The following is a 17294-nucleotide window of genomic DNA, read 5'->3' on the forward strand; positions in this document are numbered from 1 at the left end:
TGTAGACCTACTATTTAAAATTCTGCCTCAAAAGAGGCAAGCTTTTCAAAGAAACATTGGCGATGCCAAGCGGTTCCCTTCTTTTTTGCCATAGCGGCAAGCGTAACCAAGCGGGGCTCACGTGCCCTTTAATAGGGTATTGCTCCGATTGGTGTTTAATTTAAGGGATTATACCATTTTCGACTTCAATGAATCCTACCATGGCATTCATAAGGGCTATTTTAGTCGCCTTTGCAATATCAGAGGGTCTGAGCGGTGCCGGTGTCAGAAAACCCTCATCAATCAATCTGGCTCGTGTTGTTCCTCTGAGTAAAGGCTTATCGGGAGTTAACCAAACCCCATCGATTTGCAATGCGATATTGGCGATCGTCGTATCGCTCAGGCAGCCGTTTTTGATGATAAGGACATCGTCACACTCTGCGCGTAATTCAAAGAGGGCGTTGAGAACTTCGCGGTCGGCGTATTTGAGGGGATACTCAAGGCTGTCGCAGGTGATGAGTTTGAGCGAGGATATTTTCTTCGGAAAATAGGGGTGAAACTCGATGGAATACCCCTGCTGATCATACAAAAAACGGCATCGGTAGAGTTTCTCATCGGGAGGTGTTATTAATGCCTTTAAATCATACCGTTTCGTGATTCCGAGCGCTTGGCACGCTAGTTCCAACCGCTTTTGGTGATAGGGGAGGTGCTTCGCCTCTTTATGTTCGCAGCGAATGGTCTCTAACAGCATTTACGATTCAAACAGAGGTGTACTCAGATAACGTTCTGCCGTATCGCACAGAATCGTTACGATGGTTTTTCCTTTGTTCTCGGGACGTGCGGCTACCAGAGCGGCTGCGTGGACATTGGCCCCTGCCGAAATTCCCACAAGAAGCCCTTCGGTTTTTGCCAATGCTTTGGAAGCGGCAATCGCGTCTTCATTGCTTACCGTTATGACCTCATTGTAGAGTGACGTATTCAGAACATTCGGGACAAATCCGGCGCCGATTCCCTGAATCTTATGGGGACCCGGTTTCCCCCCTGAGAGGACAGGCGAATCTTTGGGCTCTACCGCGATGATTTGGATATTCGGCAGTACTGCACGCAATGCTTCGCCGGTTCCGGTAAGGGTTCCCCCCGTCCCGACGGCGGCGACAAAAATATCGACTTTACCGTCCGTATCGCGGAGAATTTCTTGCGCAGTAGTTACACGGTGGATGGCCGGATTGGCCGGATTGGCAAACTGCTGCAATACGATGGCGTTAGGGTTGGAGGCGACCAGTGCATCGGCTTCATCAATTGCCCCTTTCATCCCTAGAGCGGCCGGAGTGAGTACAAGATTGGCACCGAGCGCTTTGAGGAGATTGCGCCGTTCAATCGACATAGACTCGGGCATCGTGAGGGTGAGTTTCAATCCCAATGCGGCACAGATTGAGGCCAGTGCAATGCCGGTATTACCGCTGGTGGGTTCAACGATAAGGGTATCGGCATTGATCAATCCCGCTTCCATAGCCGTTTTGATCATATTAAACCCGATCCGGTCTTTGACGGAACTGGTCGGGTTCATAAATTCGCATTTTCCTAAAATCGTAGCCCCGTTCTGATCAGAGGGGGCATTCAGGCGTACAAGAGGGGTGTTGCCGATGAGTTCAGTGATATTGGATGCGATATTCATATGTATCCCTGTTTTTTTGATTATTATAATAGCAAATTTTTAATTATCCAATAATCATAAGCAATTCAATCAGGAATAAAAAATGGACATTAATCGTTTCGTGATTTGTTAAAGGAGTAAAAAATTTTGCTAAAACAGCAGATTTATCCTATAATTTCATTTTTAAATCAAGATATCGGGCGTCTTTTGGGAATCTGGTTTATGCAGAGACCTGAAAATGTTCAGAATGAGGTAATAAGTGAAAACTAAAAAGATCAGCAAAGTATTGATCGCGAACCGTGGTGAAATCGCACTTCGTATTATTCGGGCTTGTAAAGAGTTAGGGATTAAAAGTGTTGTTGTGTTTTCAGAAGTAGACGTCAATGGTGTTTGGGTTCGTAAAGCTGATGAGTGTTATCCGATTATGGGTGATCCGATTGCCGCGTATCTTGATTATGAGCGTATTATCTCTTTGGCGAAAAAAGCCGATTGTGATGCGATCCATCCTGGATACGGATTTTTATCGGAAAGTGCCGAATTCGCACAAGCGTGTATCGATAACGGAATCATCTTCATCGGACCGAAACCGGAACATATCGCCCTTTTCGGGGATAAAATGGCCTCTAAAGTAGCTATGCGAGAAGTGGGTGTTCCGATGTTGCCGGGTACTGACGAGCCGATCGACAATATCGAGGATGCGGAAAAAATCGCAATCGATATCGGATTTCCGATCATTATCAAAGCAGCTTTCGGCGGCGGCGGACGTGGTATGCGTATCGTTGAAAAAGCCGAAGATTTCAAAGAGATGTACGAGTCGGCAACCAACGAAGCATTGCGTTTCTTCAGCCGCGGTGAGGTTTTCATCGAAAAATACCTCAAAAACCCGCGTCATATCGAGATCCAAATCGTAGCGGACAAATACGGCAACATCGTCCATTTGGGAGATCGTGACTGCTCAATTCAACGCCGTCACCAAAAAGTGATCGAAATTGCCCCTTCACCGCTCTTGAACCATGAAACTCGCCGTGAGCTTTACCGTATTTCCAAAAAAGCGATGTACCGTCTCGGATACGAAAGTGTCGGTACGATCGAGTATCTGGTTGACCAAGACGATAACATCTATTTCATCGAAATGAATACCCGTGTTCAAGTGGAACATCCGGTTACCGAAGCGATTTCGGGAATCGATTTGATTCAACGTATGATCCAAATTGCAGAGGGCGATCAGCTTAAATTCATGCAAGAGGAAATTCACCTTCGCGGATACGCGATCGAATTCCGTATCAATGCCGAAAATCCTAAGTTGGGATTTGTCCCTTCGCCGGGTCTTATTACCAACTACCTTGCACCGGGCGGTCCGGGGGTACGTTTGGACTCTATGGCGTATACCAACTATCAAATCCCTTCCAACTACGATTCAATGATCGGTAAATTGATCGTTACGGCATTGACATGGGAAGATGCGGTGCGCAAAGCGGCTCGTGCATTGGATGAGTTCTTGATTGAGGGGGTTCCGACGAATATCCCTCTTCATAGACAAATCGTCCGTGACCAAGATTTTATCGACGGTAAAATCGATACCGGATACCTTGATACCAAATTGCAGCACTTTAACCTCGATGCGATCCACAACATGGATGACGAAGAGGCGAAAATGCAACATATCACTGCCGTCATCGAAGCGATCAACAAAAACAATCTCAACGTTCGCCACTAAAAGATCAAGCCCTCTGGCTTGATCCTCTCTTAATACACTATCCCGCTTCCCCCGCCGTTCACCGCATGAAACACAATCGTCTTATTTTGCCGTGCGTAAAAACGGATTAACAGATTTTGCAGTGTCGGTTCGATGGAGGGCTTGAACCATCCGTTGTTGCTGACCGCCACCATATAGCGGACATCGGGAGTATAGAGCTCACGACGAGTCGCCTCATAGCAGACCGCGTTGCGAAACGTTACCCCTTTAACCTGAAAATCGGTCGGGGTTCTAGCGGTGACGAAATCGGCTCCCCCTCCGAAAATCTCCCGATTGACCCATCCGCGTAAAAATTTAGGGAGCGGTATATACTCGCCGAAAGGGACGAGGATCGTTTTTTTGGCAACCGTAATGTTCCCCTGATTAAACAGATAGGAGACATTGTAGTTCAGTCCGTTCTCTTTGTGCAGGGTTCCCGTGAGAATAGCGATATGCAGCGAACGCATACTGAGTGCTTCGGATATTTCGGTATGCTCGTTCATATAGAGGGGAAATGCCGATTCAGGTAGGACGATAAGATCGTACCCTTGCGCGATCGCCTCATCGATGGCGGAAAAATTGTCTTGGATCGTTTGGGGTAATCGGTCGCTTTGCCATTTGAAATCCTGCGAGATATCGGTGGAGACCAGTTTGATTTTCAAATCAGGAACGGGAGGCGGAGTATAGGAGAGCTGAACAGAACCCAAAAGGAGCAGGAGAGGGATTGCTTTTTTGAATCCTTTAAAGTATGCGGTTGAAGCGAGGGCAAAAAGGATAAGGGCAAACTGCCATTTGGAAAATCCGAGATAGCTTTCGACGAAGATGAGTTCGGGCTGCATCCAGTTGAAATCCATCGGCCACACAAAGGTGAGACCAAACAAGATAAGGGCGCGCAATAGTGCATCGGTCGTGAGCGCCATCGTTCCGTAATAGAGGGCATAAACAAACCCAAAACCCAAAGCTACGAGCCATGTCGCCCACCCAAGACCGTAATACTGGAAACTAAATCCGATCCAGTAGCACCATAGCCATCCGATCCAAAATCCGCTGAGGAGGACGGTACGTTTGGGCACGTGCAAAAGGGCATATAAAGCAATCAGCCCTGAGAGGGTATTAAGTGCTTTCGAAGTGAGAGAAAAGTATTCCCAATAAATAAAAGCGGAGAAAAAAAGGGCGATGATCAACGGGGCGACAACGAGTTCAATAAGGGGGGATGATCGATATTTCATGGGGGAATTATATCGTTGTTAGCCACATTTCAGTATAATGCCCCAATTTCACATTACTCAAGGATATCCATGGAAATTCTTTCCCAAATTCTCCCATTTGTCTTTTTGATCGCTATTATGTATTTTGTGATCATTCGTCCTCAAAACCAACAGGCTAAAAAGCATAAAGAGATGATCGAAGCTCTCACAAAAGGGGATAAAATCATCACTACCGGCGGACTTATCGTCGAAATCAAAAAAGTCGAAGATAAATTCTTCATGATTAAAATGAATAATGAGACCGAAGCGCGACTCGTCAAAGATGCGGTTGCCAGAAAGTACGAGGATGAAGCTTAATTATCGCGTTGTTTTACTGATTATCGCCACTGTATTTGGTCTGATCTTTTCTCTCCCGTCATTTACTCAAAGCTCCGAAGGGAAAAAAATTACCCTCGGACTTGATTTGCAGGGGGGATTGCATATGCTTTTAGGGGTTAAAACCGAAGAAGCGGTCAATTCTCAAATCAAATCAATAGCATCGGGTGTCAAACATTTCGCCGAGCGTAATGACATTTTGATTGAAGGTATCAGTGTTCGAGAAGGGAAAGTTGTATTTGAACTTTTAGATGGTGATGATGCGACGACTATGGATGAACATCTCAAAACGATTGAGGGGACGGTTGTTCATGCTTCTGAGGGGAAATACGCTATTTCAATCACCCCTGAAGCAGTTGAAAAACTAAAACTTCAAGCGGTGGATCAGGCTATTGAGACGATCCGTAACCGACTTGATCAGTTCGGACTGGCTGAACCGACCGTTGCAAAACAGGGGATCGATAAAATTCTCGTAGAACTTCCTGGGATCAAAACCGCTGAAGAAGAGCAGCGTGCACGCGAGTTGATCTCCCGTGCGGCAAAGCTCGAACTGATGGCGGTGGATGAAGACCGCTCCATGCGGGTGAATGATCTCAGCGAAGCGGAAGCGGCAAGCTACGGAGATAGAATCCTCGAAGATGCCCTTCAGCCGCAAATGAAACATTTGGTGAATGAAATCCCGATTTTGGACGGGACAATGCTCACCGATGCACAAGTGGGATACGACCAAAACAACCGTCCCGTGATTAACTTTTCGTTGAATTCTGCCGGTGCGCAAGTTTTCGGTGATTTTACCGGTAAAAGTGTCGGTAAACGGCTTGCGATCGTATTGGACGGGAAAGTTTATTCGGCTCCGGTCATTAATGAACGTATCGGCGGCGGAAGCGGGCAGATCAGCGGTAACTATACGGTTGCCGAAGCAAATGACCTTGCTATCGCCTTGCGTTCGGGAGCCTTGCTGGCTCCGATCTATATGTTGGAAAAACGCTCTGTTGGACCGAGTCTGGGAGCCGACAGTATTAAAGCTTCTTTGCTCGCTTTGGTGAGCGGATTTGTCCTTGTCATGATTTTTATGATCATGTATTATGGGTTGGCCGGTATTATCGCCAATCTTGCCGTTGTAATTAATATCTTTATTATTTTGGCGATGATGGCACTGCTCGGTGCGACATTGACATTGCCGGGGATGGCGGGTATCGTGCTGCATATCGGTTTGGCGGTTGATGCCAATATTATCATCAATGAACGTGTTCGTGAACAGATACGTTTGGGAATAGGGCTTAAGCGGGCATTGCATGAGGGATACAGCAAGGCGATGCGGGCTATTTTGGATTCTAATATTACGCAGATTATTGCCTGTACGATCCTCTATGTGTATGGAACCGGTGCGATTAAAGGGTTTGCCGTAACGCTCAGTATGGGTATTTTAGCCTCTATGTTGACCGCGATTGTCGGAACTTACGGGATTTTCCAACTTTTTACCAATCGTATTGAAAAATCGAAAAACTACAAAATGTGGTTTGGAATGACGAGAAAGGTGAATGCATAATGGAATTGTTTAAAGAAGATAAAGTCTATAACTTCCTAGGCAAAGGGAAAATCTTTTTTGTCGCATCGTTTGTCCTTTTCTTTTTAGCGATTGCTCTTATCGCGACCAAAGGGTTTTCCTTCGGTATCGATTTTACCGGAGGGACGGTTGTTCAGGTCAAATATCAAGGTCCTGCTCCGATCGATAAAGTGCGTGAAGCACTTGAAAAAGATGAACTCTTTAAACACGCTGCGGTCAGCGAATTCGGTTCCCCTGAAGAAATCGTTATCAAAACAGCGGCTTCGACGGACGGATTGAGTAAAGATATCGGAGACGTTACGAGAGAGATTCTCAAAGGGACGGGTGAGTTCGAAATCCGCCGTGTCGATATGGTCGGGCCGAAAGTAGGAGATGAACTCCGGGTCAAAGGGCTTACCGCGTTTCTTTTGACGCTGGGTGCGATTATGGCGATGGTAACGTTTCGGTATGAATGGCGTTTCGCGTTAGCGGCCATCATCGCGATTGTGCATGATATCGTTATTACATTTGGATTTGTCTCTTATTTTGAGATCGATTTCAATATCGAGAGTGTTGCGGCGCTGTTGATGATTTTAGGGTACTCGATCCATGATACGATTATTGTCTACGACCGTATCCGTGAACACATCCAAGAATCTAAAAACAGCGATTTTGTGATGATCGTCAATGAAGCGGTATCCCGTACCCAGTCTCGTACGACATTGACATCGTTGACGGTCTTTTTCGTCGTATTGACCCTGTTCTTGTTCGGCGGAGACATTATGCTCGGGTTCAGCTTCCCGATGCTGGTCGGTGTTATTATCGGAACGTATAGTTCGATTTTCGTTGCGGCACAGCTTGTTGTTTGGACGGGATTCAGTGTCGGGCGTTATCGTGAAAAGATGGCTGAAAAACAGAAAATGCAAGCTGAAAAAGAGAAAATGCGTGCTCAATTTGAGCAGGGCATTGTTTAACATTTGACAAGAGTATTTAGGAGTTTTTTTTGAATTACACCCCCGCATCGATTGAGGCCAAGTGGCAAAAAACGTGGAGCACGACGAAGGCCTATGAGCCTTCGGACGATTTTTCCAAACCTAAAAAATATGTTTTGAGCATGTTTCCTTATCCGTCGGGACGTATCCATATGGGACACGTCCGCAACTATACGATCGGCGACGCATTTGCCCGCTACTATCGCCAGCAGGGCTTTAACGTTCTTCACCCTATCGGATGGGACAGCTTCGGTATGCCGGCGGAAAATGCGGCGATCAAACACGGCGTCCATCCGAAAAAATGGACCTATGAAAACATCGCAACAATGCGCGGAGAGCTTGCCGGGCTTGGGCTATCTTTCTCCGAAGATCGGGAATTTGCGACTTCTAACCCGGAATATACGGCGTTCGAGCAGGGTTTCATCATCGATATGTTTAATCGTGGGTTGTTGTATCGAAAACAGGGGTTTTTGAACTGGTGCCCGCACGATTTGACCGTTTTGGCAAATGAGCAGGTGGTAGACGGCGGATGCTGGAGATGCGGAACGCCGATCGTCCAAAAAGAGATGTATCAGTACTACCTCAAAATCAGTGATTACGCCGAAGAACTTCTTGAGTCTTTAAAAACGTTAGAGGGAAAATGGCCGAAGCAGGTTTTGACGATGCAGGAGAACTGGATCGGAAAATCGTACGGTTTGGAATTTGCGTTTAAACTCGACGAAGAGAGCGAAGGCAAACTGGGCGCCGTGTATCAAAGCTTCGATGTCTTTACGACGCGTCCCGATACGATCTACGGGGTGAGCTACGCCGCCTTGGCTCCGGAACACGAGATTGTCCGCCATATGCTTTCGTTCGGCCTTTTGGATGAGGCTACAAGCGATGCTATCAAAGCGATGCAGCGGGTCAGTGCGCGTGACCGCGCCACGAGCCCAAAAGAGGGGGTGTCTCTGGGGATTCATGTCATCCATCCATTGACAGGGGCAAAAGTTCCGGTATGGGTGGCTAATTTCGTCCTTACCGATTACGGCTCCGGGGCAGTTATGGCCGTTCCTGCACATGACGATCGTGACTATGAATTTGCGGCGAAGTACAATTTGCCGATCAAAGCGGTTATCTTCCCGAGCGAGGGTGAATTGCCGCTGGGGTGCGCCTATACCGAAGCAGGGACGCTTCGTGAGAGTGCACAGTTCAGCGGTTTAGACAATGTTACCGCTAAAGCTTCTATCATGGATCATTTCGAAGCTTCTCACCTCGGTAAAAAAGTGATAAATTTTCGTCTCAAAGACTGGGGAATCAGCCGTCAGCGTTACTGGGGTGCTCCGATCCCTCTGATTCACTGTGAGTCGTGCGGAATCGTTCCGGAAGATAAAGCCAACCTTCCGGTCGCATTGCCTGAAGACGTTGTGATTAACGGTGAAGGAAATCCGCTTGAGCACCACCCGACGTGGAAACACTGTACCTGTCCGAAATGCGGGAAGAGCGCCGTCCGTGAAACCGATACGATGGATACCTTTATCCAATCGTCATGGTATTTTTTGCGCTATACGGTCAAAAATGATTACCAAAAGGCGCTTGACCCTGCAGCACTTGATTACTGGATGGGTGTCGATCACTACATCGGTGGGATCGAACACGCCATTTTGCATCTGTTATACGCACGCTTTTTTACGAAAATGCTCCGTGATCTGGGATACGTCAACTCAGATGAGCCGTTTGAGCATCTTTTGACACAGGGGATGGTTCTCAAAGACGGGGCAAAAATGTCCAAGTCCAAAGGCAATACCGTCGATCCCGGAGAGCTGGTTGCAAAATATGGTGCCGATACGGCGCGTCTGTTCATCCTTTTTGCCGCCCCTCCAACCCAGGAGCTGGAGTGGAACGACAGTGCGGTTGAGGGGGCATTCCGCTTTCTGAAACGTTTTGCCGATCGAAGCCAATACGTCAATGTTACCGATAAATTACCGAGTATCGAGCACAGTACCCTTTCCAAAGAGGAGAAAGCGGCCCGCAAAAAAGTGTATGAAGCGCTGAAACGGGCTCAAGAGGTATACGGTGAACGTCATACATTCAATACCATGATCGCGGGTGTAATGGAAGCGATGAATGCGTTAAACGAACAAAATAACCGCGATGTCTGGACGGAAGGGTATTGGATTTTAACTTCCGTGATGGAGCCGATCGTTCCGCATATCTGCTGGGAACTTTCTACCAACCTTTTCAACGGCAAAAACTTCGGTACGCAAACGGTACGAGAAGAGGTATTCGAAGTGGAAGCGCTGGCGCTTGGAGTTTCGATCAACGGTAAAAATCGCGCCACGATCGAAGTGGGTGTGAATGAGTCTCAAGAGGCGATTATCGAGATTGCCAAAGCATCCGTAGAGAAATGGATAGAGGGCAAAGAGATCGTCAAAGCGATCGTGATCCCCGGCAAGCTCGTCAATCTCGTCATAAAAGGGTAAAGTGTGAAATACTGGATACTGAGCGCATTGATCTTTTTAGCCGGCTGCGGTTATCAGCCTTCGAGCCATTTGGCTAAAAATGTTGTGGGCGACAGTGTCAGTACCGAAGTGGTAATTAGGATGGAAGACCCTCAAAATACCGTTATTATAAAAGATGCCGTCGATATGGCGGTTATTACGAGATTTAGAACGGCACTCGTTCCTAAAAATGTTTCGCATACCCATTTGAAAATAATGATAAATTCCGTATCTTTCAGTCCTCTCCGGTACGATACTAACGGCTATATCATAACCTACCGCACCGCGGTTGTAATGGGAATCAGCCGTACGACGGCGGGCAAAACGGCGAATTATACGACCAGCGGGGTATATGATTTCGATATTGAACCGAATGCTATTATTTCCGATCAGGCACGTTTTGAAGCGATCCGTCAAGGGGCACAAAAAGGGATTGATGTTTTCATAGCACAGGTATCGGCACAGGGTTCTGACTCGAAATAAGGGGTAAATATGACCATTAACCAAATTGTTCGAAATACGGTCGAGAGGCTTAAAGCGGAAGGGAAAGTGTGGACTCCCGACGTCTATGCCGAGACATTTTGTGCTGAAGCTAAAAAAGCGGGATTTGCGGTCGAAGACTGCAGCGGAATAGACCGCTATGTCGCTTTGATGGATAAAAAAACACTCGATGAGATCAAACAATACCGTGTTCGGACAACGGCTGAACTGATCCGATTCCTAATCTCCAAACTGAGCCGCATGAACCCCAATGAAGCGACGATTTTGGTCGAACTCCTAAGCGGCCTCGCCAAAAAAATGGCGCAAAGCATCGATTTGCTGCACAATCCGGATGCTTCCGCATTGGCAAAAAAGACAATCGCCATTCTCGAGTCCCAAGGAGGATCGACGCAAATCGATCTGCTTAAACAGGCATGGACAAATTTTCTTTCCGTTTACGACGATTCGTTTTTAATGAAACTGGCTCATTTCGGTTCAGTCGACTCGACCAATTTACGAAGCACGATTGAGGGGCTTAAGTTCAAAACGAGCCAAGGAGGAGGGGTTGATTATGATAGAACGATTCGTATTCTCATCTCTTCATTGGTCCCTTCCATCGCCCCCACTATGGACGATACGACAATAGAACTCTCCCAGAAACTTCATAGCAACCCGGCGTATATCGCAACCGATGAGTGCGAAAAAGAGATAAAAACTGCGATTGCGATGCGTATAGCCCTCGATAAACACAGTGTGGAAGAGATGGTTCACGCACTTGATGTACTCCTAGATAAACTTTCGGTACAACTCATTGATTTGATCGAGAGAAGCGAAAGCTCAAGCAGTGAAATCCGGGAAGTAAAACGTGATCTTGAAGCGCTTGAGAGCCATAAGCCTGCTGATTTTAAAACCGCTCACAAACGGCTCTATACTATTGCCAGTACACTGGAAGAAAGAGTAGAAGTGTTGAGCAAAGATTTAAAAGTTCATAATGAAAAAGTGAATCAGATGGGGAAAAAGATCGCTACTCTGGAGGCGGAACTGGCGCAGGCGACTCAGGCGTCACGGGAAGACTTTTTGACGAAACTTTTTAACAAACGGGCGATTGAAGAGTATCTGAATTTGAAAGAGGCCGAATATGAGCGCCACGGACATTCGTTTTGCGTTGCGATGCTCGATTTGGACCATTTTAAAGCGGTTAACGATACCTACGGCCATGAAGCAGGGGATGCGGTGCTGATCGCATTTGCCAAAATCTTGAAATTGGAAGCCCGAAACAGCGATATCGTCGGACGCTACGGAGGGGAAGAATTTTTGGCTATTTTGGGAGATACCGATTTGGAAGGGGCGAAAATCTTTTGCGAAAAAGTACGTGCCCATGTCGAGCAGGCCCATTTTATGTATCAGGGGCAGCGGATAGCCGTCAGTATAAGTATCGGTGTCGCACAGCGTAGTAACTTTCCTTCATTGAAAGCATTGATAAGCGGTGCGGATGAGCGGCTGTATGATGCTAAGCGTAAAGGGCGAAACCGCGTCGAGCCTGCATGACACTGAACGATTTTTTAGCGCAAAAGCCTTTATTTTACGACGTGATCGATGTCGAGCGCTTTCCCAAAGCGTATCGGCAGATTGCACAGATGCTTCCAAAACCGAAACTCATTCATCTTGTCGGGACGAACGGCAAAGGCTCGACCGGACGTTTTTTGGCTACTGCACTCGATCGAGCCGGAAAGAAAACAGGACACTATACATCACCCCATATCCTTCGGTTTAACGAGCGGATATGGATGGACGGCGCCGAGATAAGCGATAAGAGGCTGGAAGAGGCGCATCAAAAGCTTTTATCGCTTCTGACACGGGAGGTATCGGAATCGCTCAGCTATTTTGAGTATACGACCCTTGTAGCGATGGTTGCGTATGAGGGATGCGAATACGTTGTATGCGAAGCGGGGCTGGGGGGCGAGTTTGACGCTACCAATGTTTTTGATAAAGTATTGAGTATTTTCACTCCGATCGATTTTGACCATGCGGTGTTTTTGGGTACCACAATCGATTCGATCGCAACGACGAAACTGCGCAGTATGCAGGACATTGCTCTGCTGGGAAAACAAAAACATCCTGAAGTCGAAACGATCGCCAAAACGGTTGCGGCAGACAAAGGGTGTACTCTCTATACCCTCTCGGAGCGGCTGAACTCTCAAATCGAAGAGATGGCATGGCACCTTGCCACGAAAAATGGTCTTAGCGACTATTTACGCGATAATCTGACATTGGCAATGGCGGCGTATGAGCTATTGGGATATGAAGCAAATGAAGAGCTGTTTGATCAAAGTGCACTGTTCGGGCGTTTGAGTCAAATTGCCCCTAATGTTACGCTGGATGTAGGGCACAATGCATTGGCGGCCGATTCGATTGCGAAAGCATATGCTGGAAGAAAGGTGACTCTGATCTACAATACCTACGGCGATAAAGATTACCGGGAAATATTGAGTATTCTAAAACCGATTATCAAATCGGTTGAGATTATTGAGGTTAATGAGGGGCGGATTGTAGAGAGAATGCTTCTCGAATCGGTATTGGAGCAATTGGAAATACCCTATAGCCAATTTGAATCGATTGAAAAAGATAAAGAGTATTTGGTTTTCGGCTCCTTTAGTGTAGCCGAAACGTTTTTGAAGAGGATGAATAAGCACTGATGTCACAAGCACGATGGTATGAATATAGTAAAAACAATCCGAAAGCTCTCCCCGAGATTCTTCTGTGCGAGGATGCGAAAGAGGCGTCGGAACTGAGCGACGTTTCCACTTTTTTAGAAATCCCCCACATCGTATTGCCCGATTTTCGTGCGACCTATATGGACGATCTCAGACCGTTTGGCGAAGAGCTATTTGCCCTTTTCGCCGCACTTCGAACCTATTATACAGCCTCAAAAAAACCGCTGATTATTTCCCCGCTCAAAACACTCCTTTTTCCGATGCCGCATGAGAGTTTGCTTCAAAGCGAGACGATCGAGTTCGCCTCCCGCATCGATCTGGGCAGCTTTAAACAAAAACTGCTCCATTGGGGGTACACCTTTGTTGATATGGTGGAGATGGAGGGGGAGGTATCGCACCGCGGCGACATCCTCGACATCTACGTCCCGAACCAAAGCAACCCCTATCGTATCAGCCTCTTTGACGACGAGGTCGAAGAGATCAAAGCGTTTGATGTCGAAACCCAGCGCACCGACAAAGAGGAACTGGCCTCTATCGAAGTGACCAGCGCTTTTTTCTCCCTCGATGAGCAGCAGCACAAAGCGTTCGAAAAAGCGATAGCCGCCGCACAAAGCGACAGCTTCGTCAAAGACATTGCCTCGCTCGGGTTTTGGGTCTTGAATGAGCACGGAGTCGATCTGTGCGAGGGGAAAAAAGTCTCGCGTATCCGTGAGATGAAAAGTGTCCTCGACGAAGCGTACGGACTCAATCAACCCGTCTTGCCGCGAACGAGACTCGAAGCAGACATCCTCCCCGAATCCGAAAAGTACACTCCATTGGGGGGAGGGAATTTAGAAACCCTTCGAAGCGTCCATAAAAACAAAAAATTTACCCTGATCGCCGCCAGCGATACGCAGCTCAAAGCGGCGGGGATTTTTGATCTAAAAGGAATCTTGGTTAAAACATCCGGGATCGTTCTGAATCTGATCGGTCCCGATGAGATCATCCTTTCTCTTAACCGTCATGAGAAAAAGCGCCGTCGCCGCCGTACCTCCATTCTCCTCGATGATTTGAAAGTAGGGGACTACGTCGTCCACGAAGAGTACGGGGTCGGGATATTCGTCGGGATCGAACAGGCGGAGATTCTCGGCGGGGTGAAAGACCTCGTCGTCATCAAATACATGGGGGATGACAAGCTTCTCCTCCCCGTCGAAAACCTTGATACGATTGACCGCTATATCGCCTCAGGGAGCCTCCCCGTCCTTGATCGTCTGGGCAAGGGAAGTTTCGGCAAACTCAAAGAGTCGGTCAAAGCACGGTTGTTCGAGATTGCCTCCGAGATCGTCGGGATTGCGGCGAGCCGTGCGCTGATCAAAGCGTCGGTGATCAGTGTCGATGCGGGTGAGCTTCGAAGATTCCAAGATGCTGCCGGATTTGACTACACTCCGGATCAATCAAGTGCGATCAGCTCGATAGTCCGTGATCTCTCCTCCGGTCATATCATGGATCGTTTGCTCAGTGGAGATGTCGGTTTCGGGAAAACGGAGGTGGCGATGAACGCTATTTTCGCCGCCGCAAAAGGGGGATACCAATCGCTCCTCGTCGTTCCGACCACCTTGCTCAGTTCCCAGCATTTCCAATCGCTTAAAACCCGTCTCGCACCATTCGGTCTTCGGGTCGCTAAGCTCGACCGCTTCGTCAGCACCAAAGAGAAAAACGCAACCCTTCGGGCGCTTGAAGCGGGGGAACTCGACTGTGTCGTCGGAACCCACGCCCTGTTCGGGGTGAGCTGTAAGAAGCTCGGAATCGTCATTATCGATGAAGAGCACAAATTCGGGGTAAAACAAAAAGAGAAACTCAAATCGCTCTATGAAAACGTCCACCTTCTCAGCATGAGCGCGACCCCGATCCCGCGCAGTCTTAATCAGGCGCTCAGTTCGATTAAGACGATGTCCGAGCTTCTCACCCCTCCGAGCGAGCGCTTAGGGGTACGGACATTTGTGAAAAACTACGACGAGAAACTGATCAAAGAGGTTATCTTGCGCGAGCTTCGCCGCGGCGGTCAGGTGTTTTACGTCCACAACTCTATCGATTCGATGATCATCAAATCGGGTGAGCTGAAAGCGATCCTCCCCGATCTGCGTATACTCATCCTCCACTCTCAGATCAGTGCAAATCAGACCGAGGAGGAACTGGCGAAATTTGCGAATCGCGAATACGATGTCCTTCTCGCAACCTCCATCATCGAATCGGGGATTCATATGCCGACGGTTAACACAATGATTATCGACGGAGCGGACCGTTTCGGGATGGCCGATCTGCATCAGCTGCGCGGCCGTGTCGGACGGGGCCATATCGAGGGGTATGCCTATTTTATTGTCGATGACAAAGAGAACCTCACCGAAGAGGCGAAAAAACGTCTTGTGGCACTCGAATCGAACTCCTTTTTGGGAAGCGGATCGATGTTGGCGTACCACGACCTCGAAATCCGCGGCGGGGGGAATCTCGTCGGGGATGCTCAGAGCGGTCACATCAAAAATATCGGGTATGCCCTTTACTTGCGGATGTTGGAAGATGCGATCAAGCTCCTTACCAACCAAACGACGGCGGTGCGGGCAAAAGTCGATATCAAGCTCACCGTCAGCGCCTTTATCAGCGATGAGATCGTTACCGAAGACCGCCTTCGACTTGAACTCTACCGCCGCCTGAGCCAGTGCGAAAGTCCGAGCGAGATATACGAGATCGAAGAAGAGGTCGGGGATCGGTTCGGCAAACCCGATACTCCTACGAAACAGTTTTTCGAGATCATGGTGATCAAACTGCTCTGTATCGAGAAGAAGATCAAAATGGTGAGCAACTACAACCAAAACATCACCATAGAGTACCAAAGTGGCATCAAAGAGACGCTTCAGAGCAAAAGCAAAGACGATGATGATCTTATCGGTACGGTATTGCACTATCTTCGCACGACGAAACAAAAAGGGCTGTAATGAGTTTTTGTTCCTATTTCGATACCCATCTTTGCCACTCATGCCGATGGATCGATTACCATTATGCCGAACAGCTGAAACTCAAAAGTGACCAGCTGCATGCCCTGCTGAACAAATATCAGCCCAACGGGTGGCAAAAGCCCGTTACCTCGCAGCTCAAAGGATTCCGTAACAAGGCCAAGATGGTAGCGACCCCTACGCCGGAGGGGATTGTGCTTGGACTTTCCGAAGAGGTGAGTCTGATCGACTGCCCTTTATATGATCTTAGTATGCAAAAAGTCTTGCATAGCGTTCAAGAGTGGCTTCGGGAATTGGGGATCAAAGGGTATGACATCAAACTCCGAAAAGGGGAACTCAAATACGTCCTCCTCACCCGCAGCAAATCAAACGGGACGATGATGCTCCGTTTTGTCCTCCGCTCTCATGGTATTATTGCGCGGCTGGAGGGGGGACTGGAAGAATTGATCAAACGCTCACCGGAGCTGAAAGTGGTTACGGTCAATATCCAGCCGGTCCATATGGCGATCTTGGAAGGGGACGAAGAGATATTTTTGAGCGAACAGCGCCGTCTCGAAGAGCGGTTTAACGGTATTCCTCTTTATATCCGCCCCAAAAGTTTTTTTCAAACCAATCCCGACGTCGCCGAAAAGCTCTATCGCACGGCGAGCGAGTGGATCGATGAGATCAAACCGTCGCGGTTATGGGATCTGTTTTGCGGCGTCGGAGGGTTTGCTCTGCACTGTTCTGCACCCGAGCGTGAAATCATAGGGATCGAGATCGAGCCCGAAGCGATAGAGTGCGCCCGCGATTCGGCCGCGCAGCTGGAGATGACGAATCTCCGTTTTGAGTCGCTGGATGCGGCAAGCTTCGGGGCAAATTCGGGAGAGAAGCCCGATGCCGTGATTGTTAATCCGCCGCGGCGGGGGTTGGGTGAACAGTTGTGCAAATGGCTCGAAAAAGTCTCGGCCGAACATCTGATTTATTCAAGCTGCAATGCGGTGACGCTGGCAAAAGATTTGGAACGTTTAGGCTCGTATGAAATCCAAAAAGTACAGCTTTTTGATATGTTTCCCCATACGGAACATTATGAAGTTCTGGTATTTTTAAAAAAACGGTAAGTGAATAGGTAGAGGAAATAACTGCGGCTGAGGGAGAGGAGCCGCAG

The 17294-nt window shown here is 48.0% G+C and carries 13 protein-coding genes; 10 read left to right on the forward strand and 3 right to left on the reverse strand.

The window, feature by feature from the left end; all coding sequences use genetic code 11:
• Positions 1–160 precede the first annotated feature (160 nt).
• Both SULKU_RS02595 and cysK read right to left on the reverse strand, forming a co-directional pair.
• Positions 161–730 carry an aminotransferase class IV gene (locus SULKU_RS02595; RefSeq protein WP_013459375.1) on the reverse strand — a complete coding sequence of 190 codons (570 nt, stop codon included), beginning with the start codon at positions 728–730 and terminating at the stop codon, positions 161–163.
• The gene (cysK, locus tag SULKU_RS02600; RefSeq protein ID WP_013459376.1) at positions 731–1654 is read right to left on the reverse strand and encodes a cysteine synthase A; all 924 of its coding nucleotides are present in this window, start codon (positions 1652–1654) and stop codon (positions 731–733) included. It abuts the gene before it with no gap.
• A 238-nt stretch (positions 1655–1892) separates the two neighbouring features.
• Between cysK and SULKU_RS02605 the strand changes: the two genes are divergently transcribed.
• Positions 1893–3350 carry an acetyl-CoA carboxylase biotin carboxylase subunit gene (locus SULKU_RS02605; protein WP_013459377.1) on the forward strand — a complete coding sequence of 486 codons (1458 nt, stop codon included), beginning with the start codon at positions 1893–1895 and terminating at the stop codon, positions 3348–3350.
• Positions 3351–3379: 29 nt separating this feature from the next.
• Here SULKU_RS02605 and SULKU_RS02610 read toward each other — a convergent pair whose 3' ends face one another.
• Entirely contained in the window at positions 3380–4597 is a 1218-nt protein-coding gene (locus SULKU_RS02610) for an apolipoprotein N-acyltransferase (protein WP_013459378.1), read from the reverse strand.
• Positions 4598–4666: 69 nt separating this feature from the next.
• Between SULKU_RS02610 and yajC the strand changes: the two genes are divergently transcribed.
• Genes yajC through rlmC form a run of 9 tightly spaced genes read left to right on the forward strand, consistent with a single transcriptional unit; the run spans position 4667 to position 17247 of the window.
• Positions 4667–4933 (forward strand): preprotein translocase subunit YajC, encoded by a 267-nt coding sequence (gene yajC, locus SULKU_RS02615; protein ID WP_013459379.1) that lies wholly within the window; start codon positions 4667–4669, stop codon positions 4931–4933.
• On the forward strand, positions 4923–6500 hold the full coding sequence (gene secD / locus SULKU_RS02620) for a protein translocase subunit SecD (protein WP_013459380.1): 1578 nt from the start codon (positions 4923–4925) through the stop codon (positions 6498–6500). Before yajC ends, secD begins: the two co-directional genes overlap by 11 nt.
• Entirely contained in the window at positions 6500–7471 is a 972-nt protein-coding gene (secF, locus tag SULKU_RS02625; RefSeq protein ID WP_013459381.1) for a protein translocase subunit SecF, read from the forward strand. The genes secD and secF overlap by 1 nt, the downstream gene beginning before the upstream one ends.
• 29 nt (positions 7472–7500) lie before the next feature.
• The gene (leuS, locus tag SULKU_RS02630) at positions 7501–9948 is read left to right on the forward strand and encodes a leucine--tRNA ligase (protein WP_013459382.1); all 2448 of its coding nucleotides are present in this window, start codon (positions 7501–7503) and stop codon (positions 9946–9948) included.
• 3 nt (positions 9949–9951) lie between these two features.
• Complete coding sequence (locus SULKU_RS02635; protein WP_013459383.1) at positions 9952–10449, forward strand: hypothetical protein; 498 nt, start codon at positions 9952–9954, stop codon at positions 10447–10449.
• A 9-nt stretch (positions 10450–10458) separates the two neighbouring features.
• Positions 10459–11994 (forward strand): GGDEF domain-containing protein, encoded by a 1536-nt coding sequence (locus tag SULKU_RS02640; RefSeq protein WP_013459384.1) that lies wholly within the window; start codon positions 10459–10461, stop codon positions 11992–11994.
• A complete protein-coding gene (locus tag SULKU_RS02645) occupies positions 11991–13142 on the forward strand; it encodes a bifunctional folylpolyglutamate synthase/dihydrofolate synthase (RefSeq protein ID WP_013459385.1) in 1152 nt (383 codons plus the stop codon). Before SULKU_RS02640 ends, SULKU_RS02645 begins: the two co-directional genes overlap by 4 nt.
• Positions 13142–16129: a transcription-repair coupling factor gene (mfd, locus tag SULKU_RS02650; protein ID WP_013459386.1), complete on the forward strand. Its 2988-nt coding sequence runs from the start codon at positions 13142–13144 to the stop codon at positions 16127–16129. The genes SULKU_RS02645 and mfd overlap by 1 nt, the downstream gene beginning before the upstream one ends.
• Entirely contained in the window at positions 16129–17247 is a 1119-nt protein-coding gene (gene rlmC, locus SULKU_RS02655; protein ID WP_013459387.1) for a 23S rRNA (uracil(747)-C(5))-methyltransferase RlmC, read from the forward strand. The genes mfd and rlmC overlap by 1 nt, the downstream gene beginning before the upstream one ends.
• The last annotated feature ends 47 nt before the right edge of the window (positions 17248–17294 follow it).

Source organism: Sulfuricurvum kujiense DSM 16994, from assembly GCF_000183725.1.
Classification (GTDB): domain Bacteria; phylum Campylobacterota; class Campylobacteria; order Campylobacterales; family Sulfurimonadaceae; genus Sulfuricurvum; species Sulfuricurvum kujiense.

What these genes read in the sequence shown, in the direction of transcription:
- SULKU_RS02640 (WP_013459384.1), top strand. Translation starts at nt 10,459, where the DNA reads ATGACCATTAACCAAATTGTTCGAAATACGGTCGAGAGGCTTAAAGCG.
- SULKU_RS02610 (WP_013459378.1), bottom strand. Translation starts at nt 4,597, where the DNA reads ATGAAATATCGATCATCCCCCCTTATTGAACTCGTTGTCGCCCCGTTG.
- secF (WP_013459381.1), top strand. Translation starts at nt 6,500, where the DNA reads ATGGAATTGTTTAAAGAAGATAAAGTCTATAACTTCCTAGGCAAAGGG.
- SULKU_RS02595 (WP_013459375.1), bottom strand. Translation starts at nt 730, where the DNA reads ATGCTGTTAGAGACCATTCGCTGCGAACATAAAGAGGCGAAGCACCTC.
- cysK (WP_013459376.1), bottom strand. Translation starts at nt 1,654, where the DNA reads ATGAATATCGCATCCAATATCACTGAACTCATCGGCAACACCCCTCTT.
- rlmC (WP_013459387.1), top strand. Translation starts at nt 16,129, where the DNA reads ATGAGTTTTTGTTCCTATTTCGATACCCATCTTTGCCACTCATGCCGA.
- secD (WP_013459380.1), top strand. Translation starts at nt 4,923, where the DNA reads ATGAAGCTTAATTATCGCGTTGTTTTACTGATTATCGCCACTGTATTT.
- SULKU_RS02645 (WP_013459385.1), top strand. Translation starts at nt 11,991, where the DNA reads ATGACACTGAACGATTTTTTAGCGCAAAAGCCTTTATTTTACGACGTG.
- yajC (WP_013459379.1), top strand. Translation starts at nt 4,667, where the DNA reads ATGGAAATTCTTTCCCAAATTCTCCCATTTGTCTTTTTGATCGCTATT.
- mfd (WP_013459386.1), top strand. Translation starts at nt 13,142, where the DNA reads ATGTCACAAGCACGATGGTATGAATATAGTAAAAACAATCCGAAAGCT.